Annotated in this window: 16 protein-coding genes; 7 read left to right on the top strand and 9 right to left on the bottom strand. The window is 64.6% G+C overall.

Annotation, left to right across the window (positions count from 1 at the left end; all coding sequences use genetic code 11):
* The first annotated feature begins 186 nt into the window (after positions 1-186).
* Together EON91_RS03550 and EON91_RS03545 are read left to right on the top strand one after the other, a co-directional pair.
* Complete coding sequence (locus EON91_RS03550; protein WP_292091650.1) at positions 187-1,830, top strand: long-chain-fatty-acid--CoA ligase; 1,644 nt, start codon at positions 187-189, stop codon at positions 1,828-1,830.
* 6 nt (positions 1,831-1,836) lie between these two features.
* The gene (locus tag EON91_RS03545) at positions 1,837-2,568 is read left to right on the top strand and encodes a hypothetical protein (protein WP_292091649.1); all 732 of its coding nucleotides are present in this window, start codon (positions 1,837-1,839) and stop codon (positions 2,566-2,568) included.
* A gap of 4 nt (positions 2,569-2,572) precedes the next feature.
* Here EON91_RS03545 and EON91_RS03540 read toward each other — a convergent pair whose 3' ends face one another.
* Positions 2,573-3,487 carry an MBL fold metallo-hydrolase gene (locus EON91_RS03540; protein WP_292091648.1) on the bottom strand — a complete coding sequence of 305 codons (915 nt, stop codon included), beginning with the start codon at positions 3,485-3,487 and terminating at the stop codon, positions 2,573-2,575.
* 81 nt (positions 3,488-3,568) lie between these two features.
* Here EON91_RS03540 and EON91_RS03535 point away from each other — a divergent pair, with 81 nt between their 5' ends.
* Positions 3,569-3,718: a hypothetical protein gene (locus tag EON91_RS03535; RefSeq protein ID WP_292091647.1), complete on the top strand. Its 150-nt coding sequence runs from the start codon at positions 3,569-3,571 to the stop codon at positions 3,716-3,718.
* Here the strand turns inward: EON91_RS03535 and EON91_RS03530 are convergent.
* Positions 3,715-4,125 carry a TIGR01244 family sulfur transferase gene (locus tag EON91_RS03530; protein WP_292091646.1) on the bottom strand — a complete coding sequence of 137 codons (411 nt, stop codon included), beginning with the start codon at positions 4,123-4,125 and terminating at the stop codon, positions 3,715-3,717. The genes EON91_RS03535 and EON91_RS03530 overlap by 4 nt on opposite strands.
* Positions 4,126-4,342: 217 nt before the next feature.
* On the opposite strand from EON91_RS03530, the gene EON91_RS03525 reads away from it, so the two are divergent.
* From EON91_RS03525 to EON91_RS03515, 3 genes are all read left to right on the top strand, one after another.
* Positions 4,343-7,396 (top strand): TonB-dependent receptor, encoded by a 3,054-nt coding sequence (locus EON91_RS03525; RefSeq protein ID WP_292091644.1) that lies wholly within the window; start codon positions 4,343-4,345, stop codon positions 7,394-7,396.
* Between the two features lie 57 nt (positions 7,397-7,453).
* Positions 7,454-8,170: a hypothetical protein gene (locus EON91_RS03520; RefSeq protein ID WP_292091643.1), complete on the top strand. Its 717-nt coding sequence runs from the start codon at positions 7,454-7,456 to the stop codon at positions 8,168-8,170.
* A 351-nt stretch (positions 8,171-8,521) separates the two neighbouring features.
* Positions 8,522-11,575, top strand: a complete 3,054-nt coding sequence (locus EON91_RS03515; RefSeq protein WP_292091641.1) for a carboxypeptidase regulatory-like domain-containing protein — start codon at positions 8,522-8,524, stop codon at positions 11,573-11,575.
* Positions 11,576-11,697: 122 nt separating this feature from the next.
* Here EON91_RS03515 and metH read toward each other — a convergent pair whose 3' ends face one another.
* From metH to EON91_RS03490, 5 genes are read right to left on the bottom strand one after another with little or no spacing between them, the layout of a single operon-like run.
* Positions 11,698-14,331 carry a methionine synthase gene (gene metH, locus EON91_RS03510; protein WP_292091639.1) on the bottom strand — a complete coding sequence of 878 codons (2,634 nt, stop codon included), beginning with the start codon at positions 14,329-14,331 and terminating at the stop codon, positions 11,698-11,700.
* On the bottom strand, positions 14,331-15,020 hold the full coding sequence (locus tag EON91_RS03505) for a class I SAM-dependent methyltransferase (RefSeq protein WP_292091638.1): 690 nt from the start codon (positions 15,018-15,020) through the stop codon (positions 14,331-14,333). Before EON91_RS03505 ends, metH begins: the two co-directional genes overlap by 1 nt.
* A complete protein-coding gene (locus tag EON91_RS03500; protein ID WP_292091635.1) occupies positions 15,017-16,111 on the bottom strand; it encodes a homocysteine S-methyltransferase family protein in 1,095 nt (364 codons plus the stop codon). The genes EON91_RS03505 and EON91_RS03500 overlap by 4 nt, the downstream gene beginning before the upstream one ends.
* Positions 16,112-17,074 (bottom strand): methylenetetrahydrofolate reductase [NAD(P)H], encoded by a 963-nt coding sequence (metF, locus tag EON91_RS03495; RefSeq protein WP_292091634.1) that lies wholly within the window; start codon positions 17,072-17,074, stop codon positions 16,112-16,114. It lies immediately after the preceding gene.
* The gene (locus EON91_RS03490; protein ID WP_292091633.1) at positions 17,074-18,036 is read right to left on the bottom strand and encodes a metalloregulator ArsR/SmtB family transcription factor; all 963 of its coding nucleotides are present in this window, start codon (positions 18,034-18,036) and stop codon (positions 17,074-17,076) included. The genes metF and EON91_RS03490 overlap by 1 nt, the downstream gene beginning before the upstream one ends.
* 117 nt (positions 18,037-18,153) lie before the next feature.
* Between EON91_RS03490 and EON91_RS03485 the strand changes: the two genes are divergently transcribed.
* Positions 18,154-18,612 carry an EF-hand domain-containing protein gene (locus tag EON91_RS03485; protein WP_292091631.1) on the top strand — a complete coding sequence of 153 codons (459 nt, stop codon included), beginning with the start codon at positions 18,154-18,156 and terminating at the stop codon, positions 18,610-18,612.
* On the opposite strand, the gene EON91_RS03480 is transcribed toward EON91_RS03485, so the two are convergent.
* On the bottom strand, positions 18,609-19,538 hold the full coding sequence (locus EON91_RS03480; RefSeq protein WP_292091630.1) for a 2-hydroxyacid dehydrogenase: 930 nt from the start codon (positions 19,536-19,538) through the stop codon (positions 18,609-18,611). The genes EON91_RS03485 and EON91_RS03480 overlap by 4 nt on opposite strands.
* Before the next feature lie 83 nt (positions 19,539-19,621).
* Positions 19,622-20,077 (bottom strand): ATP-binding cassette domain-containing protein (locus EON91_RS03475; protein WP_292091629.1); only part of this gene is annotated, 456 nt, incomplete at its 5' end.

Raw genomic sequence — 20,077 nt, 5'->3', positions numbered from 1 at the left:
TTGGCCACGCCTGCGGACAATGAGGCGCGGGGCAAAGGGATTGCACATGGAGCGGCTGGGCAGGGCCATTTGGCAATTCCGTTCCACGTCGGCCGCGTTTCCGTTGCGTCACGTTGCTTATCGCCGATCACCTAGATAGCGTGACTGCAAGCGCCGTCTTCAATCAGGCGCAGACGAGGGAACGACATGCACGGTTTGATGCAGGACTGGCCGCTGACGGTCGATCGGATACTGGACCACGCCAACAATTGGCATGCGGGGCGCGAGGTCGTGACCCGGTCGGTCGAGGGGCCCATCGTTCGCACGACCTATGGCGCGATCCACGGTCGGGCCAAACGCGTTTCGAACGCCCTGCTGGCCTGGGGCGTGAAGCCGGGGGACCGCGTCGCCACCCTGGCCTGGAACACCGGCAACCATATCGAGGCCTGGTACGGCATCATGGGCATCGGCGCCGTGTGCCACACCCTGAACCCGCGCCTGTTCCCCGAACAACTGATCTACATCATCAACCACGCCGAAGACCGCATCATCTTCGTCGACCTGACTTTCGTGCCGCTGCTGGACGCCATCCTGCCGCACTGCCCGACGGTCGAGCGTGTGGTTGTCATGACCGACGCCGATCACATGCCGCAGACCAAACTGCCGGTGGTCGAATGCTATGAGAGCGTTCTGGAGCAATCGTCCGAGGACGTGCGCTGGGGTCAGTTCGACGAGAACACAGCCTGCGGTCTTTGCTACACCTCGGGAACGACCGGCAACCCGAAGGGCGTGCTGTACTCGCACCGCTCGAACTTCATCCATACGTTGCTGGGATTGCAGACCACCGTCATCGGCGGTTCGCCCAAGGACGTGATCCTGCCGGTGGTGCCCATGTTCCACGCCAACGCCTGGGGCATCGCCTTCGCCGGGCCTGCTGCGGGCTCGAAGCTGATCATGCCGGGCGCCCGAATGGACGGCCCCTCCATCTACGAATTGCTGGAGACCGAGGGCGTCACCTTCTCGGCCGCCGTGCCGACCGTCTGGCAGGGACTGCTGAACCATCTGCGCGAGAACAATCTGAAGCTCTCGACCGTGAAGCGCGTGCTGATCGGCGGCGCGGCCGTGCCGGAAAGCATGATCCGCGCCTTCCACGACGAATTCGGCGTCGAGGTGCTTCAGGGCTGGGGCATGACCGAGACCTCGCCCATCGGCACCCTCAGCAACACGACGCCCGAGATGGAGGCCATGCCCTTCGAGGAGCAGCTGAAATGGCGGGTCAAGCAGGGCACGCCGCCGCTTGGCGTCGAGCTGAAGCTGAAAGACGACGCCGGAACCCCGCTGCCCAGCGACGGGCACACCTTTGGCCGCCTGATGATCAAGGGGCCCACCATCGCGCGCGCCTATTTCAAGGACGAGGGCGGGCACATTCTGGATGACGAGGGCTTCTTCGACACCGGGGACGTGGCGACCATCGACGAACAGGGCTTCATGCAGATCACCGACCGCGCCAAGGACGTGATCAAGTCCGGCGGCGAATGGATCAGCTCCATCGAGATCGAGAACATCGCCGTCGGCCATCCCAAGGTCGCCCTGGCCGCCGTCATCGGTGCAGCGCATGCGAAATGGGACGAACGGCCCGTTCTGCTGATCAAGCTCAAGGACGGCGAGGGGGAGGACAAGCAGGAACACCTGGACTTCCTGCAGGGCAAGATCGCCAAATGGTGGATGCCCGACGATGTCGTCTTCGTGGGTGACATCCCGCTGGGGGCCACAGGCAAGATCGACAAGAAACTTCTGCGCGAGCGGATGAAGGACTATCGTCTCCCGGACCAGCCGATCGGAAAGAGTTAGCTGACCATGCCGACGGGCGAGACCGCCGAGGCTAAGCCGACCCCCAGCCGCCCCCGGGCGCGCAAGGGCGGTGATGCGTTGATCCGATGGATGCTGGCGATCACCCTGTTGGCGCCGCTGGTCGCGTTCGCGGGCGCCCTGGGTTCACGGTTCGGGGCGCTGGACCTGGCCGTCGGCTATGACCTGCTGGGCCTTCGCCTCGTGCGTATCCTGGCCTTTGCGGGGCTGGCGGCGGCGCTGGTCGCGGTGTTGCTGGCCTTGAAACGGCGTCGCAGCCTTATCTCAGCGTTGGCGGCCCTGATCCTCGCCGGCGGCTCGGTCGGCGTGCTGTCATGGCAGGAAGGCCGGCTGGCGACGAATGCGCCGGGCGATGTGACCAGCAGCCCTGCGGATACGCCCCCCTATTCACGCCTTGCCCAGACGACGCGTCAGACTGCCGGCGCCACGACCGTGTCGGGCACGGCAGCCGCCTGTCCCGGTCTGGTGTCGATCCCCAGCCAGGTCGCGCCTGAAAAGGCGTCGGCGGCGCTGGCGGCGGCTGGCTTCAATGTGGTCGGCACGGCGCCGTATCGGGCCGAGGGCTATCATGAAGGCTTCTGGTACGGCTTCGCCCACGACGCCGTGATCCGTATCCGCCCGGGTCAGACCGATGTCCGGGTCACGGCGCGCGATGATCGTCCGCAGGGGCCTGTGGCCTGCGAATTGGCGCGCCGGATCGCGACTGAACTGGCGGGCTGAACCGTCAGATCAGAACGTAGTCGGCGTCCAGCGTCGGCGAAGGGGTAGCGATGACGACGCCCGTCTCGACCAGTCGGATCAGATGCGCCTGCACCGACAGGCTGGCGGCGGGCCACAGCCGGGAATCGACAGCCGCATAAAGGCGCGGGACCATCTGGGCGATGGTGCGGTCGCCGGCGCTCAGTCGCGCGATAATCTGCGCCTCGCGCTCCATGCGGTGGGCCAGATAGGCCCCCAGAAACGGACCGGGCTGACGGATCGGCGGACCATGCGTCGGCCACAGGGTGTCGAAGCCGCGCGCCATGACCTTTTCCAGACTGGCTATATAGTCGGACATCGACCCGTCCGGCGGCGTCACCACCGTGGTCGACCAGCCCATGACGTGATCGCCCGTGAACAGGGCGTTCTCCTCCAGCAGAGCGAAGGCCAGATGGTTTGATGCGTGCCCGGGCGTCGCTACCGTCTCCAGCGTCCAGCCGTCGCCGGCGATCCGCTCGCCGTCGGCCAGGATGCGGTCGGGGTGAAAGTCGTCGTCGTCATCCTCGTGCGTGCCGCCTGAGGCATGAACCAGCGTGCGCGGTGGCCGGGCCGCCAGCACCACAGCGCCCGCCGCCTCGGCGAAGGGGCGGGCGAGGGGGGCGTGATCCCGGTGGGTGTGGGTCACAAGCACATGACTGACGGTCTGGCCGCGCACGGCCTTCAGCAGCGCCGCCAGATGCGCGTCATCCGGCGGGCCGGGATCCAGCACCGCCACCGTTCCGCCTGGCGCATCGCCGCCGACGATATAGGTCCCCGTCCCGGTGAAGGTGAATGGCCCGGGATTGCGCGCGATCACGCGCCGGATCAGGGGCGAGACCCGGTCGCTACGCCCGTACTCGAACGCGAAGTCGCGCACATAGGGAATGGAGGCGGCGCTCACCGGCCCGTCCCCATGCGGCTCGTCCCCATGCGGCCCGGACCTTGCCGGTGACAGGGGAATTGTCGCCCTGGAGTCCCGATCATGGCCGTTTCCCTTGCCCTGGCTGTTTCAAATCGGCTCCAACCCATCGCGGCCGCGCTCCTGTGTCTCATGGCGACGCAACTGATCGTCGCCTCCTGCACGCCGGAACCGGCCGCGCCCTATGCGGCCCGCGCCGCAGTCGCCCGCTAGAGCGGCAGACGCGACAGATCATAGCCGGCATTCGCCGCCGCCTCGCGCAGCGTATCCGGATCGGCGCCCTGTGACCGCCGGGCCAGAGCCCAGGCCGCCGTAGAGCGCATCCCAGACCGACAGAACATCAGCACCTTCTCGCCCGGCTGCAAGGCCGCGAGCACCTCGGCCGTGCCCTGGACGGCGACGGCGTCGGGCATGCCGGAAACGGGCAGATGCACATAGCGCAACCCTGCGGTCTCGGCGGCGATACGGATCGCTTCCGAAGCGGGTTGCCCGATCTCTTCATCCTCTGGCCGATGATTCACCAACGAGGCGAAGCCGTGTTCCTGCAACAGCGGAACATCAGCGGGCGTGAGCTGGCCTGAGGCGAATGTGGCGAAATCCAGCTGCTTAGGTTCGTGCATAGTGAAAAATAATCCTGTGAAAACAGTGGATGCCCACCCGGTGTGGCGTCTTTGCGACAGCGTAAAGACTAATCCATTGCATCTAAGTAATTCTGCTGCGCCCGTTGAAGCCACTCGCTAAGGTTTCGACCAATCTGTGGGCATCGGGGCTTGCGGATATCGGTAGCCGGCGGCGTTTCCTTCTCGGGGCGTCTTCCGGTCTCAGGAGGACCACCACTTGAAAACCCATACCATTCGTCAGCGTTTGCTGCAGTCGACGATGATCGGCGGCGCTGCGCTTCTGGCGCTTACGGCCGTACCGGCCGTAACCCTGCTCGCGCCGACCACCGCCATGGCGCAAAGCCAGACCGGCACCCTGCGTGTCTCGGTCGCGGGTTCGGACGGCATGCCGCTTGCGGGCGCCAACGTTACCGTCAGCTCGCCCAGCAGCCTGGTCACTCGCACGGGAACGACCGACGCGGAAGGCCGCGCCCGTCTGACCGGTCTGGACCCGGCCACCAACTACACTGTCCAGATCGACGCTGCAGGCTATGACGCCTTCAGCGCCAGCAACGTGGCCGTCGTGTCGGGCCGCGAGCTGGCCCTGGGCTATTCGCTGGGCGCCGCGAGCGTCGATGACATCATCGTGACCGGCACCTCGCTGGCCGCTGTGGACGTCACCTCGGCGACCGTCGCCACCACCCTGACGCTGGACGTAGTGGAATCGCTGCCGACCGGCCGTAGCTATCAGAGCTACCTGCAACTGGTTCCGGGCGTGAAGCCGGGTTCCAACCCGTCGTCCAAGTCGGGCATCAACTCGTCGGTCACCGGTGTTGTGGGATCGTCGTCGGACAACGTCTATTACATCGACGGTGTGAACGTGACCGACCCGGTCACCGGCACCTTCGGCGCCAACCTGAACAACGAAATCATTCAGGAACAGCAAGTCATCACCGGCGGCGCGCCGGCTGAGTACGAAGGCGGCACCGGGCTGATCTCGCGCGTGATCACCAAGTCGGGCGGTAACGAGTGGACCGGTTCGGTCAACTACTACTTCCAGAACGACAGCCTGGTGGCCGAGGACAAGCACGGCGAGTCCGCCGGCTTCTCGACCTACGACACCGCCGTCACCCTGGGGGGGCCGATCCTTCGCGACCGTCTGTGGTTCTTCGGTTCGTATCAGAAAACGCATCGTGAAGACGACGTGCTGAACCGGACCACGGGCGAACTGCAGCGCACCGTCGAGCGGGACTTCGAGTATGGCTTCGCCAAGCTGACCTGGCAGATTACGCCGGACGATCGTCTGACCGCCACCTACCTGACCGATCCGGGCGAAATCACCGGCAGCGCCACGGCTTCGATCCGTAACTATCGCGACACGTCCCAGGAGCAGGGCGGCGACCGTTACAAGATCGACTACACCCGCACCTGGGGTGATCTGATCTTCAACGCCTACTACTTCAAGCACGAGTCCGAGCTGAACACGGTTGCGGCTGACGGTTCGGTCCGCAACAACGTGCAGTTCCTCAACAACGCCTCCTATACCTATGAGGAAGCTAACATCGGCGGCGCCGGTGCCAGCACGCTGCGTAACCGCAACCGTGATGAGTGGGGCATCAGCGCCGAATACTTCCTCGACACCTCGTTCGGCAGCCACACCATCAAGGCCGGCTATACCCGTTCGACCAGCGACAATATTGTCGAAGGCACCGTGTCGGGTGACGTAACTTACAACTCGATCTCCGACCGTTACGCGGGCTTCACCTTCGAGCAGTTGGTGTTCGGCCTGGACCCCGAGGATGAAGACACTCCGATCTTCACGGCCTCGGTGTTTTCGAATGATGACCGGGCGCGGATCATCGATGGCATCAACGCCAGCGCAAACCGCGCAGCCATCTACGCCCTCATCGACGATGGCGACGGCGTACTGACCCCGGACGAGATCAGCGCGATCACCTTCTCGAACACGGCGGGCAACCCGGGCAACCAGATCAACGCCTACCGCTCGCTGCGCACGCAGAACGGCGTCAACGCCGTCGGCAGCGAAGGTCAGTCCTTCTACCTCCAGGACACCTGGACGATGGGCCAGCTGACGGTGAACGCCGGCGTTCGCGCTGAAGAGTGGACTCACATCGACTCCAACGGCAACGACCTGTTCACCTTCGACTGGGAACTGGCTCCGCGCGTCAGCGTCGTTTACGATCTGCTGGGCGATGGCCGCAGCAAGGTCTGGGGCTTCGTCGGCCGCTACTACGACCCCGTGCGTAACGACATGACCGCCTTCGCCGGCAGCCTGTCGGGCGCGGTTGACGAAGAACAGATCAACATCGGCGGCAACTGGGTCACCTTCCGCACCCGCGGCGGCGCCCAGGTCCTCGACTCGATCTTCGCGCCCAGCACCAAGACGCCTTACACCGACGAGTTCCTGATCGGTTATTCGACCACCTTCGGTCGTGACATCGGTCTGTCGGTGACGGCCACCAAGCGCGATACGCGTCAGATCTTCGAAGACTACGATCTGGGTGTGTACTCGGACCCGACCAACACGGGCGCGGACGGTAACGCCGCTCCGGGCGGCCCGCTGTTCCTGGACTACGACTACTTCGGGCTGAGTGCAGAGCAGATCGCCGACGTGCAGGCCGGTAACATCAACTATGTTCTGGGCACCCTGGCGGGCGGCAAGCGTGACTATCTGGGCGTTGAAGTGACGCTCACGAAGTTCCGCACCGACAACTGGTTCGGACAGGTTTCGTACACCTGGAACCAGGCCGAGGGTAACTCCAGCTCCGACGGCAACGCCGGCGTTCAGGGTGACTTCATCTACCTGGATCCGCGCGCTCCGAACGCCTGGGGTAAGCTGCCGGGTAACATCGAGCACCTGTTCAAGGCGTATGCAGCCTACGAGTTCGATTTCGGCCTCGAAGTGGCGGGCGTGTTCAACTGGAACAGCGGCGCGGTCTATACGCCGGTCTCGTACCTCTACGGCTACGTGGCCGGTCCGCGCGACCCGGCCTACGTTTGGGGCGGTACGGAATCGACGTGGCTGTCGCCGGGCTTCACCGGCTCGGAAACCGGCCCGTCGTACTATACCTTCGACGTCCGGGCGACATACACCCTCGACCTGTCGTTCGGCGAAGTCGAACTGTTCGCCGATATCTTCAACGTCCTGGATCAACAGTCCGCGACGTCGGAGTTCACCAACCGGGCTGGCAGCGCCGACTTCGACTACCAGGAAGCCAACGCCTGGGTCGCTCCGCGTCGTGCCTATCTGGGTATCCGTTACTCGTTCTAAGAACGAAACGGACAACCAGGCCTAAAATGGAATGCCGGCGCGTAAGCGCCGGCATTCTTGCTTCTGGCGACGAACCTCTGGTTCGTCGCCTTTTCTTTTCTCCGAATGGCGCCCCATAAAAACCATTCGTCTCCTCAAGCGTTACGGGCAGCCGAACAGGGGACGCTCGACGTCCGTCACCAGAGAAATCATTCCTTCATGCGCAAGACGATGCTTACCGTGGCCCTTCTGGCCCTGGCGATCGCCGCCCCCAGAAGCGTCCTCGCTCAAGATGCCGACATGCCGATCGCCACAGCCTCGTCTGCCGAGACCGCTGACAGTCAGCGCATTCGCGAGGCCGTCGCCTATTCCTATGACCTTCCCAAAGGTGCGCCCTCAGCCGACTACCCCTTTGTGGCGTGGTGCGAGGCTCTCGTTCGGGGCCACATCGCATTGGGCGAAACGCTGACGGACGCCGATCCACTGGACGCCGAGATCATCCGACTCGGGCGGCTCGAAGCTACAGATTTTCGCTCCGCGCTGGATGTCGCACGGACCCGCCAAGCGAGTCGGGTGCTGACGGAAGCTCAGGCGGCTGCGGAGTCGGCTACGGCTCAATGGGGGCCGCTGATGGCTTTGACCGATGAGCCCGCAAGAGCGCAGGCCTTCGGCCTGTTCTTCGGCCTGCCCGGTCGATGCGAGCACGCAGCGCGCCGGATTCGCAATGATGTAACGACGCCTCCTGCGACATTGGAGGATGCCGGGCTGGCGCCGCGAGCCGCCACCGCTGGATAAGCGCTTCTCCATCTCGCCCAAGGGCCGCCTGAGAGGCGGCCCTTTTTCTATGTCATAGCGAGGAGATGGTTGCAGCACCGAAATTGTATAAGAAAGATGATTTCAGAAATGTAATTGCGTTACTTGCCCTTCAACCTACGCGATCCTCGCTCCCGTTATATGAGGTAACCTACGGTAATAACTAGATAAAACGGAAAAGCTTGCGCTTGGTTTCGGTGTGGCCGGATTGAGACATTCGTGAAAAACGCGCAATAAACGTGTGAAGGGCCGGTGACGCTCCCGAAGGTTTCCCCTCATCGTCGTCATCTGCGTGCAACGGCATGCAGACAAATCGCCAGCCTGGAGGGGCTCATGCTGAAGTCCGGGCATGATCGGGAGAACAAAATCTTGAAAAGAAACAGCATTCGTCATCGGCTGCTGGCGTCCACCATGGTGGGCGGCGCCACGCTGTTCGCGATGACCGCCGTTTCGGCCGCGACTCTGCTCGCGCCGACCGCCGCTATCGCCCAGTCGCAAACGGGCAGTCTGCGCGTCACTATCGCGGGCTCGGACGGTCAACCGCTGGCCGGCGCCACGGTGCGTGTCAGCTCGCCGGACAGCCTGATCTCGCGCTCCGCTACGACTGACGATCAGGGACGTGCGCGTCTGGTGGGTCTGGACCCGGCCACGAACTACACTCTGGAAGTGACCGCTTCGGGCTATGACGCCTTCAGCGCTCCTGGCGTCGCCGTCGTGTCTGGCCGCGAACTGGCCGTTGGTTACGCTCTGGGCGCCGCTACGGTGGATGACATCGTGGTGACGGGCCGCGCTTTGGCGGCCGTGGACGTCACGTCGGCTACTGTCGGCACCACCCTCAACCTGGACATCGTGGAGTCGCTGCCGACTGGCCGTAGCTACCAGAGCTATCTGCAGCTGGTTCCGGGCGTGAAGCCGTCTTCGGGCGGTAACCCCTCGTCGCGGTCGGGCATCAACTATTCGGACGTCGGGGGCGCAATCGGCGCGTCTTCGGACAACGTCTACTATCTGGATGGCGTCGATGTGACCGACCCTAGCGACGGGCTGTTCGGTGCGAATCTGAACTCCGAAATCATCCAAGAGCAGCAGGTGATCGTCGGCGGCGTGCCGGCTGAGTACGCTGGTGGTTCCGGCCTGATCTCCCGCGTGGTGACGAAATCCGGCTCTAACGACTGGTCCGGTTCGATCAACTACTACCTGCAGAACGACAGTCTGGTCGCTGAAGACAAACATAACACGTCGAATGGTTTCTCGACCTATGACACGGCGTTCACCTTTGGTGGGCCGATCATTCGTGACCGACTGTGGTTCTTCACCTCCTACCAAAAGACGTTCCGCGAAGACGAGGTCACGAACTCGACCGGCGATCTGATGCGTACGGTCGAGCGGAACGCGGAATATGCGTTCGCAAAGCTGACCTGGCAGGTGACCAACAATGACCGTCTGAGCCTGAGCTATTTCAGCGATCCGCTGGAGTCCTCCGGGTCTACCAACCCGGCAGTCCTGAACAACCGCACGAACACGCAAACACAGGGTGGCGATAACTACAAGGTCGAGTATAGCCGGTCTTGGGGTGATCTCCTGTTCAACGCGTACTACTTCACTCACGAGGGTGAACTTAGCAACGTCGCAAACGACTCCAGGATCCGTGATAACGTTCGCTTCCGGGCCCCGTTCCCGGGTGCTGCTGAACGAAGCCTCGGCGGCGCGGGCATCGACAGCGAAACCTTCCGTAATCGGACGGAGTATGGTCTGAGCGGCGAATATTACCTCGACACGTCCTTCGGCAGTCACACGTTCAAAGCTGGCTATACCTTCACCGAGAACAGCTATGAGGAAGATTCGACGGTCCCGGGCGGCGCCACCTATGAATCGATTGGCACGGCGCATTCCGGCAGCACGCTCGGCAGCCTGATCACGGGGACCGGCTGGACGGGGACGCCGTTTGGCGATGGCGACGAGAACCTCATCCGAGAGCGCATTGAGGCAAGTCCTGATCGCGCATACTATATGGGCGTGCTCGACTCCAATTCCGACGACGAGCTGTCGAACGCTGAGATCCAGGCGCTGCAGTTCACCAGCGATGCGGACAATCCGTACGATCAAATCAACGCGTATCGTGCGGTTCGTGCAGTCAACGAAGCCTACAAGGTGCGTAGTGAAGGTAAGGCGATCTACCTTCAAGACACCTGGACGATGGATCAGTTGACGGTCAACGCCGGTCTTCGCGCCGAAGAATGGACCCACTTCGACTCCACGGGCGACGTGGCCTTTACCTTCGACTGGGAAATCGCACCGCGCGTGAGTGTCGTCTATGACGTCTTCGGAGACGGCCGTAGCAAGGTCTTTGGCTTCGTCGGCCGGTATTATGACCCTATCCGGAACGACATGACCGACTTTGCGGGTGGGATCACTGGTCCTGTTACGAATGAGCAGGTCTTTATCGGCGATCGTTGGCTGACCTTCCGCGTCCGCGGTGGCCTGGTGACGCCGGACGCCGTTTTCGCACCGACGACCAAGACCCCGTTCACGGACGAGTACATGCTGGGCGCATCTACGACCCTTCGTGACGATCTGCAGCTGTCGTTCACGGCCACCAGCCGTCGGACGCGGGATCTGATGGAAGACTATGCTCTGTATGTCTATTCCGATCCTAACGCGGTGGCTGGAGGCGATTACGCCTCTCCGGGATCTCCGCTGTACCTGCCGTATTCCTACTTCGGTTATGACGGTCGTCCGAACTCAAACTATGTGATCGGCACGCTGGCCGGCGGCAAGCGTAACTACGTCGGATACGAACTCACCCTGCAGAAGTTCAAGACGGACAACTGGCAGGGGATGGTGTCCTATACGCACAATATCGCCGAGGGTAACTCGAACTCTGACGGTAATGCGGACGTTCAGGGGGACTTCATCTTCACTGACCCCCGCGCGCCCAATACCTGGGGTGAGCAACCGGGCAACATCAAGCACCAGTTCAAGGCGTTTGCCTCGTACGAGTTTGACTTCGGCGTTGAGGTCAGCGGTGTGTTTAACTGGAACAGCGGCGCCGTCTATACGCCGGCTACGTCAACCGCCAGCCGCTATTTGTCGCCTCGCGTCGCCACGGCGTACGAGTGGGGCGGCGTGTTGGCCCGCTGGTACCAGCCGGGTATGGTCGGCAGCGAAACCGGCCCCGCCTACTACACCTTCGATGTGCGCCTGAAGTACACGAAGGACATGCCTGTCGGCGAGGTCGAGTTCTTCCTGGATGTGTTCAACGCCCTGGACAACCAGGCGGCGACGTCCGAACAAGCGCTGCTGGCCGGTAACGGCACCTATGCGTACCAAGACGCGACGGCTTGGGTCGCTCCGCGGCGCGCCTATCTGGGCGTCCGATACTCGTTCTAGTAACGATCGACAATCAAGCCTAAGGGAATGCCGGCGCGAAAGCGCCGGCATTTTCTATTTCAGCTAGTGGGTTCAAATTCCGCCTAGCCAGACAGTGGCAAGGCTTCGCAAGACCATCGCATTCAGTAATTCAGGATTGGGGCCAGCCAGCGTTCTGCCGTCGCGACGTCCATGCCTTTCCTCGCGGCGTAGTCGTGGACCTGGTCGCGGTCGATCTTGCCGACGCCGAAATAGTGGCTGCCGGGGTGGCCGAAATAGAGGCCGCTGACCGAGGCCGGGGGGGTCATGGCGAAGGATTCCGTCAGGGCCATGCCGGCATTCTCGCCCGCGTTCAGCAGACGGAACAGGGTGGCCTTTTCGGTGTGGTCCGGCTGGGCCGGATAGCCGGGAGCGGGGCGGATGCCCTGGTATTTCTCTTCGATCAGGTCCTGGACCGACGTCGTCTCATCGGCGGCATAGCCCCACAGCTGGGTGCGGACTTCCTTGTGCAGCCGCTCGGCGAAGGCTTCGGCCAGGCGGTCAGCCAGGGCGGTGGCCATGATGGCCGAATAGTCGTCGCCCGCCGCCTTGAACGCGGCCGCCTTTTCCAGTTCGCCGTGACCCGCCGTGACGGCGAAGGCGCCGATATAGTCGTCACCGTCTTCGGCCACGAAGTCCGACAGGCACAGGTTCGGCTTGCCGTTGGACTTCTTGATCTGCTGCCGCAGGCCGTGGAAGCGGGCGACCTCGGCCGAGCGGGTCTCATCGGACCAGACCACGATGTCGTCGCCGCGGGCATTGGCGGGCCAGAAGCCGACGACGCCGCGCGCCGTGTACCATTGCTCGTCGACGATCCGCTTCAGCATGGCCTGGGCGTCCTTGAACAGGTCGCGCGCGGCCTCGCCGACGATCTCGTCTTCCAGAATCAGGGGGTAGCGGCCGATCAACTCCCAACTGGCGAAGAAGGGGGTCCAGTCGATGTGGTCGGCCAGATCCCGCAGATCCCAGGCGTCGAACGAACGCACACCGAGGAAGGAGGGCTTGCCCGGCATGGGGGCGGCGAGATCAAGCTGGAAGCGGTTTTCGCGCGCCTGCTGGAGCGTGGCGCGGGCCTTGACCTCCTGTCCGCGTGCGTACTGCTCGCGGATGCGGATGTATTCGTTGCGGGTGGCGGCTTCGTTCTTCGTCTTTTCAGTGGGCGACAGCAGGCCCGACACCACGCCGACGGCTCTGGAGGCGTCGATGACATAGGTGGTCGAACCCTTGCGATAACCCGGCTCGATCTTGACCGCCGTATGGGTGCGGCTGGTCGTGGCCCCGCCGATCAGCAGGGGGATGTCGAAGCCACGCCGCTCCATCTCGCGCGCGACATAGACCATCTCGTCAAGCGACGGGGTGATCAGGCCGCTGAGGCCGACGATGTCCACCTTGTGCTCGATGGCGGCGTCCAGGATGCGGTCAGCCGGCACCATGACGCCCAGGTCGATGACCTCATAGTTGTTACACTGCAGAACCACGCCGACGATATTCTTGCCGATGTCGTGCACGTCGCCCTTGACCGTGGCCATCAGGACCTTGCCCGCCTGCTCGCGCGGCTTGCCCTCTTTTTCGGCCTCCATGAAGGGGTTCAGCCAGGCGACGGCCTGCTTCATCACGCGGGCGGACTTCACCACCTGCGGCAGGAACATCTTGCCCGAGCCGAACAGGTCGCCGACCACGTTCATCCCGTCCATCAGCGGACCTTCGATGACGTGCAGGGGGCGTTCGGATGCCAGGCGAGCCTCTTCGGTGTCAGTCTCGATGAACTCGGTGATGCCGTGGACCAGGGCGTGGGCGATGCGTGCGGCGACGGGCTGATCGCGCCATTTCAGATCGACAACCCTGGCCGCGCCTTTTTCGCCCTTGTAGCCGGGCGCCATGTCCACCAACCGCTCGGTATTGGACACATTGGTCCGCTGCGGCCGGTTCAGGATCACGTCCTCGACGGCTTCGCGAAGGATCGGATCTATATCGTCATAGACCGGCAGATCGCCCGCGTTGACGATGCCCATATCCATGCCGGCGTTGATGGCGTGGTACAGGAAGACGCTGTGGATCGCCCGGCGCACCGGCTCGTTGCCGCGGAAGCTGAAGCTGACGTTCGACACCCCGCCACTGATGCGGGCGTAGGGCAGGGTGGCCTTGATGACCTTCGTCGCCTCGATGAAGTCGACGGCGTAGTTGTCGTGCTCCTCGATCCCCGTCGCCACGGCGAAGATGTTGGGGTCGAAGATGATGTCTTCGGGAGGGAAGCCGACCTCGTCCACCAGGATGCGATAGGCGCGGGTGCAGATCTCGATCTTGCGGGCGGCGGTGTCGGCCTGGCCCACCTCGTCGAAGGCCATGACCACCACGGCGGCGCCATAGCGCAGGCATCTGACCGCCTGTTCGCGGAACTCGGCCTCGCCCGCCTTCATCGAGATGGAATTGACGATGGGCTTGCCCTGAACGCATTTCAGGCCCGCCTCGATCACCTCCCATTTGGAGCTGTCGATCATAACCGGCACGCGGGCGATGTCGGGTTCGGCGGCGATCAGGTTCAGGAAGGTGCGCATGGCGACGACGCCGTCCAGCAGACCCTCGTCCATGTTGATGTCGATGACTGCGGCGCCCGCCTCGACCTGCTGGCGGGCGACGTCCAGGGCGGCGGCGTAGTCGCCCTCGACCACCAACTTGCGGAATTTGGCCGAGCCGGTGACGTTGGTGCGTTCACCGACGTTGATAAACACAGGACGCATCAGGCGTAGGCCACCCAGCCGCGGAAGGTGAAACCTATGTAGAAGGGCGTGACGGCGTCAAAACCGGCCTCGCGCAACAGGGCCTCGTCTTCTTCCGGGCTCAGCACGGGCAGGGCCTTCTCTACGCCCTCGCGACGTTTGCGCGCCATTTCCGGTGCGCCACCAGAGGCGACGATATAGGCCTCTTCGCGGTCGCGCCACAGGCTGCGGACCTCCGGCGCGTCCTGCGGGAAGCTGCAGTGGGCGACCACGAATGGCGCGCCGGGCGACAGCCGCTTGCGGACCTCGCGAAGTGTCCGCAACCGCTCTTCGGCGGCCAGGAAATGCAGGGTCAGGATGCAGACGGCGCCGTCGAACGGACCTTCGGGCGCGTCGTCGATGTAGCCGAGATGAAGCGTGGTCCGCTCTGCGCGGTCGCCTAGCGTCTCCCTGGCCAGATCGAGCATCGGCTCCGACGGATCGACTCCGTCCAGCGACCAATCCGAACGAGCGTCGGCCAGGAGGCGTAGCTCCATCCCACCGCCGGCGCCCAGCACCAAGATTCTGCCGCCCTCGGGCGCGCGCTCGGCCAGCAGGATCGAGGCCATGACGTGCATCGCGTCGAAGCCCGGTACGGTCCTGCGAGCGTTGTCCGCATAGGCGGCCAGCGCCGAACGGTCGGAGAAGGGTTGGGGGGCTTTCTCGGTCACGCCACCAACTCGAACGGTTCGAGGCCTGACAGGCGCATCGCCACAGGCCGCTCCGGGATGGCGCGGGGCTTCAACGGCGCAACCTCTTCGGCGACGTGCTTGATGTGATCCGGCGTGGTGCCGCAGCAGCCGCCGACGATGTTGACCAGGCCGGACCGTGCCCATTCCTCGATGAAGGGGGCGGTCTCGTGCGGCTGCTCGTCGTATTGGCCCATGGCGTTGGGCAGGCCGGCGTTGGGATAGGCGGCGACCAGGGTGTCGGCGACGCGCGACAGCTCGGCGATAAAGGGCCGCATCAGGTCGGCGCCCAGGGCGCAGTTGAAGCCGACGGCGAAGGGCTTGGCGTGGCGCACACTGTTCCAGAAGGCCTCGGCCGTCTGGCCCGACAGGGTGCGGCCCGAGCGGTCGGTGATGGTGCCCGAGATCCAGATGGGCAGGGGCTCCAGCCCCTCGTCCTCCAGATCCTTGATCGCCTTGATCGCGGCCTTGCAGTTCAACGTGTCGGTGATGGTCTCGATCAGATACAGGTCGACGCCGCCCTCGTTCAGCGCCTTCACCTGATGGCGATAGGCCTCATAGACCTCGTCGAAGGTCACCAGCCGCGCGCCGGGATCGTTCACGTCCGACGACATGGACAGCATCTTGTTCAGCGGACCAATCGAGCCGGCGGCGAAGCGCGGCTTGTGCGGTTCCTTCGCCGTCCAGCGGTCGGCCGAGGCGCGGGCCAGCTTCGCGCCTTCCAGATTGATGTCCCACACCGCCTGGGCGTCCAGTTTGTAGTCGTCCTGCGCGATGACGGTGGCCGAGAAGGTGTTGGTCTCGCTGATGTCGGCGCCCGCGCCAAAATACTGGTCATGCAGGTCGGCGATGATGTCGGGTCGGGTGATGCAGAGGATGTCGTTATTCCCCTTCATCTGATCCTTTTCGTCATAGCCGTTGGCCGTGACGAAGCGGTCGCCGCGAAAGTCGGCCTCGCCCAGCCCGCGTCGCTGGATCATCACGCCCCAGCTGCCATCGAGCACCAGGATGCGCTCCCTGGCCGCCACGTGCAGGGCGGCGATACGGTCCTGGCGGGAGAGGGGAGAAGTCATTTACGCAACAGCCCTGGTTTCACGCACGCCCAGCACCCGGCAGATCGCATAGACCAGCTCGGCACGGTTCAGAGTGTAGAAGTGGAAGTCCGAGAAGCCCTCTTCCTGCAGTCGTGCGCAGGTTTCGGCGGCGATGGAGGCGGCCAGAAGCTTGCGGGTCTCAGGGTCGTCGTCCAGCCCGTCAAAATGGGCCGCCAGCCAGTCGGGGATGGAGGCGCCGCAGGCTGCGCTCATCCGGCTCAGGCCCTTGAAGTTGGACACCGGCATGACACCGGGGATCAGGGGGATGGTCACGCCCGCCGCCCGTACCCGATCGCGGAAACGCAGGAAGGCCTCGATGTCGAAGAAGAACTGGGTCACGGCGCGCATGGCGCCAGCGTCCACCTTGGCCTTCAGCACCTCGATGTCATGGTCGATAGAGGGGCTTTCCGGGTGGCGTTCGGGATAGGCGCCGACGGTGATGTCGAAACCGCCGACGCGGCTGATGGCCCGGGACAGTTCGGTGGCGTTGGCGTAGCCGTCGGCACGGGGGGCGTAGGCGCCGCCGATACCGTCTCCGCCAGGCGGGTCGCCGCGCAGGGCGACGATGTGATCGACGCCGATGGCTTTGTAGCCCTCGATGACCTCATCGACCTCGGCGCGGCTGGCCTCGACGCAGGTCAGGTGGGCGGCGGGGCGCAGGGTGGTCTCGCTGATGATCCGCTGGACGGTGCGGTGGGTGCGTTCGCGCGTGGAGCCGCCCGCGCCATAGGTGACGGAGACAAAGGCCGGGTTCAGCGGCTCCAGCCGCCGGATGGCGGACCACAGATTGGCCTCGGCCTCGTCTGACTTGGGGGGGAAAAACTCGAACGAGACGCGCACGGCGTTGCGGTTCGATCCGGCGCGGGCGACGGGCCCCAATGGCGACAGCAGCAGGGCGCGGGCCTCGGCCAGGGTGGTGCGCGAGGGGGAGGGGGCGGTCATCAGGCGCGCTTTCTCTGGCTGGCGGCAGGACGTTGCGCGGTCCAGATGACGACGGTCAGGCCGTCGGTGTCGGGGGGCAGGGCGACCGGCGCGGACGGGCTAAGCCCCGCCTCGGTCAGCCAACGGTGGATCTCCTCGTCGGCGAAGCCCAGGCGGCGATGCTGATGCTCGTCGCGCATCTGCTCCAGATCGTGCGGGGCGAAGTCGACGATCAGCAGACGGCCGCCGGACGAGACCAGGCGCGCCGCTTCGGCCACGGCCGCCTGGGGATCGGCCAGATAGTGCAGCACCTGATGCACCATCACCAGATCCGCGCTTTCGGCGGGCAGGCGGGTGGCGAAGATATCGCCGTGGCGCAGTTCGACCTTGGCCAGACCGGCCCGCGAGACATTGGCGCGGGCGATGTTCAGCATGTTGTGCGACAGGTCGAGGCCCAACGACATTCGGGCCTTCTTGCCCAGCAGGGTCAGCATCCGGCCCGAGCCGGTGCCCAGATCGACCACGCGGTCGAACGGGCCGGGGCCGACGACCTTTTCGACCGCCGCCTCGACCGCGCTCTCGCTGACGTACATCGAGCGCAGGCGGTCCCATTGCGGCGCGACCTGTTCGAAATAGGCGGCGGCGGCGGTCTCGCGCTCGCGGCGAACCTCGTCCAGGCGGCGGTGATCGGCCTCGCCCTCCGCGTCGTCCATCAGATCCAGAACGGTGTCGATCAGGCGGCGCAGGACGGCGTCGTGCGACAGGCGATAGAAGACGCGGGCGCCGTCGGGGAAGCGCTCGATCAGGCCGGCGTCGGTCATCAGCTTCAGATGACGCGAGACGCGCGGCTGGCTCTGGTCCAGAACGCGCGACAGCTCCATCACCGACAGCTCCTCACCGGCCAGTAGTGACAGGATGCGCAGCCGGGTGCTTTCGCCGGCGGCGCGCAAGGCTTCTATGGTCTGGTCTGCTGTCAGCAACATGGGATCATATAAAGATATCCTTATATGATTATGCAAGCAAAATCAGGGGCCGGTCGCCGTTTCAGCGAAGGAATCTGGCCCCCGAATCGTTCAGTGTGGAGCCAAAGGGAGAGTTTCATGCGCATCGCCGCCGTTTCCGCCTTCACCCTGACCGTCGTCCTGGGCGCCTGCAGCCAGGCTGATCAACCCGCCAGAGAGGCGGACGCCTCGGCGCCGGTGAGCGCAGACGCTGCGCCGCCCGCCGATTCTGCGGCGCCGAATGGTGACCGCCGGGGCCCACGTGGCCCGCAGACGCTGGAACAGTTCCAGGCCCGGATCGAGCGGGGCTTCGCCGGTCTGGACGCCGATGGCGACGGCGTGGTCACGGCTGAGGAGTTGAACGGCGCTTCGGGCGGCCGGGCGGCGCCCATGCTGGCCCGACTGGACGCAGATGGCGACGGCAAGGTGACGCGCGCCGAGATGGCGGCGGGCGCCCAGCGGATATTCGAGCGGATGGACACGAATGGTGACGGCGTGATCTCGCCGGACGAGCGCCCCAGCTTCGGTCGCGGCGGGCCGGGCGGCCCACAGGACTAGGTCTGGACCGGCGTCTTCAGCGGTTCGTCGCCGAAATGCGCCTGCAGATTCTGGATCAGCAGCAACAGCATGCCCTGCACCGCCTCGGTCGTGGCCCCGGCGGTGTGGGGCGTCAGCACCGTATTGGGCACGTCGATCCAGCGTGCGGCATCGGTCGGCTCGGTCTCGAACACGTCCAGCGCTGCGGCGCCCAGACGCCCGTCCCGCAAGGCGGCGATCAGGGCGTCCTCATCGACCAGCTGTCCGCGCGCGACGTTGACCAGCAGGCCTGACGAACCCAGCGCCTCGATCACCGACGCCGAGATCAGGCCGCGATTGCTCTCGTCCGCGCGACAGGCGACCACCAGGATATCGCTGGCCTTTGCCAGGTCCAGCAGGCTGTCGGCGCGGGGCCAGGGCGCGGGCTTGTCGCGCGGCGCCCACCAGCGGACGGTCATGCGCATCGCCTCGGCCCGGCGGGCGACGGCCTCGCCGATATGGCCCAGGCCGACGATGCCGAGGGTCTGGCCGTTCAGAGAGGGGGTGATGGTCTTGCTGTCCGGCGTCCAGCCACCGGCGCGCAACTGGCGATCGCCCGACGCGATCTGACGGCGCGCCGCCAGGATCAGGCCGATGGCGTGATCGGCGACATCCTCGTGATTGACGGCGGGGGCATGGGTGACGGCCAGGCCCCGCGCGCGGCACCAGTCTACATCGATCCCGTCATAGCCGGCGGTGAAACAGGCGATCAGCGACAGGTTCGGCAGGCGTTCGATCAGCGCCTTGTCCAGCTCGAACTCGCCAGCCACGACCAGGGCGCGGATGTCGTGCGCCGCCTCGACCGGCGGTCCTTCCCAGAAACGATAGACGTCATAGGCGCCTTCCAGAAAGGCGCTCAGCGGGGCCAGATGCCGCTGCATGATCAGGATGGCGGGGCGCTGGGTCATGCGCGCAGACTAACCACGACCGCGTGCAAAGAAAAACGGCCCCCCGATCGCTCAGGGGGCCATTTGTCCGTGTGCCTGTCGGATCAGCGTCCGAACTTCTGGTGCTGGATGCGTTTGGGGATGATGCTGTCGGCGCCCAGGCGGCGCATCTTGTCCTGTTCGTAGGCTTCGAAATTGCCCTCGAACCATTCCACGTGGCCGTCGCCTTCGAAGGCGAGGATGTGGGTGGCCAGACGGTCAAGGAACCAGCGGTCGTGGGAGATGACCACGGCGCAGCCCGCGAACTCCTCCAGAGCCTCCTCGAGGTTCTGCAGCGTCTCGATGTCCAGATCGTTGGTCGGTTCGTCGAGCAGGATCAGATTGCCGCCGGACGCCAGGGTCTTGGCCAGGTGGACGCGGTTGCGCTCACCACCGGACAGCTGGCCGACCTTCTTCTGCTGGTCGCCGCCCTTGAAGTTGAAGCTGCCGACATAGGCGCGGGTGTTGATCTCGCGCTTGCCGACCATCATCACGTCGGTGCCGCCCGAGATCGCCTGCCA

It is taken from the genome of Brevundimonas sp. (assembly GCF_004210735.1).
Classification (GTDB): Bacteria; Pseudomonadota; Alphaproteobacteria; order Caulobacterales; family Caulobacteraceae; genus Brevundimonas.
Note: the sequence above shows the minus strand (reverse complement) of the source record. Positions and strands in the feature narration are given on the sequence as shown.

Bases quoted from the DNA above. Each gene is read 5' to 3' on its own strand.
- EON91_RS03550 (WP_292091650.1), top strand. From the start codon at position 187: ATGCACGGTTTGATGCAGGACTGGCCGCTGACGGTCGATCGGATACTG.
- EON91_RS03545 (WP_292091649.1), top strand. From the start codon at position 1,837: ATGCCGACGGGCGAGACCGCCGAGGCTAAGCCGACCCCCAGCCGCCCC.
- EON91_RS03535 (WP_292091647.1), top strand. From the start codon at position 3,569: ATGGCCGTTTCCCTTGCCCTGGCTGTTTCAAATCGGCTCCAACCCATC.
- EON91_RS03530 (WP_292091646.1), bottom strand. From the start codon at position 4,125: ATGCACGAACCTAAGCAGCTGGATTTCGCCACATTCGCCTCAGGCCAG.
- EON91_RS03515 (WP_292091641.1), top strand. From the start codon at position 8,522: ATGCTGAAGTCCGGGCATGATCGGGAGAACAAAATCTTGAAAAGAAAC.
- metH (WP_292091639.1), bottom strand. From the start codon at position 14,331: ATGCGTCCTGTGTTTATCAACGTCGGTGAACGCACCAACGTCACCGGC.
- EON91_RS03500 (WP_292091635.1), bottom strand. From the start codon at position 16,111: ATGACTTCTCCCCTCTCCCGCCAGGACCGTATCGCCGCCCTGCACGTG.
- metF (WP_292091634.1), bottom strand. From the start codon at position 17,074: ATGACCGCCCCCTCCCCCTCGCGCACCACCCTGGCCGAGGCCCGCGCC.
- EON91_RS03490 (WP_292091633.1), bottom strand. From the start codon at position 18,036: ATGTTGCTGACAGCAGACCAGACCATAGAAGCCTTGCGCGCCGCCGGC.
- EON91_RS03485 (WP_292091631.1), top strand. From the start codon at position 18,154: ATGCGCATCGCCGCCGTTTCCGCCTTCACCCTGACCGTCGTCCTGGGC.
- EON91_RS03480 (WP_292091630.1), bottom strand. From the start codon at position 19,538: ATGACCCAGCGCCCCGCCATCCTGATCATGCAGCGGCATCTGGCCCCG.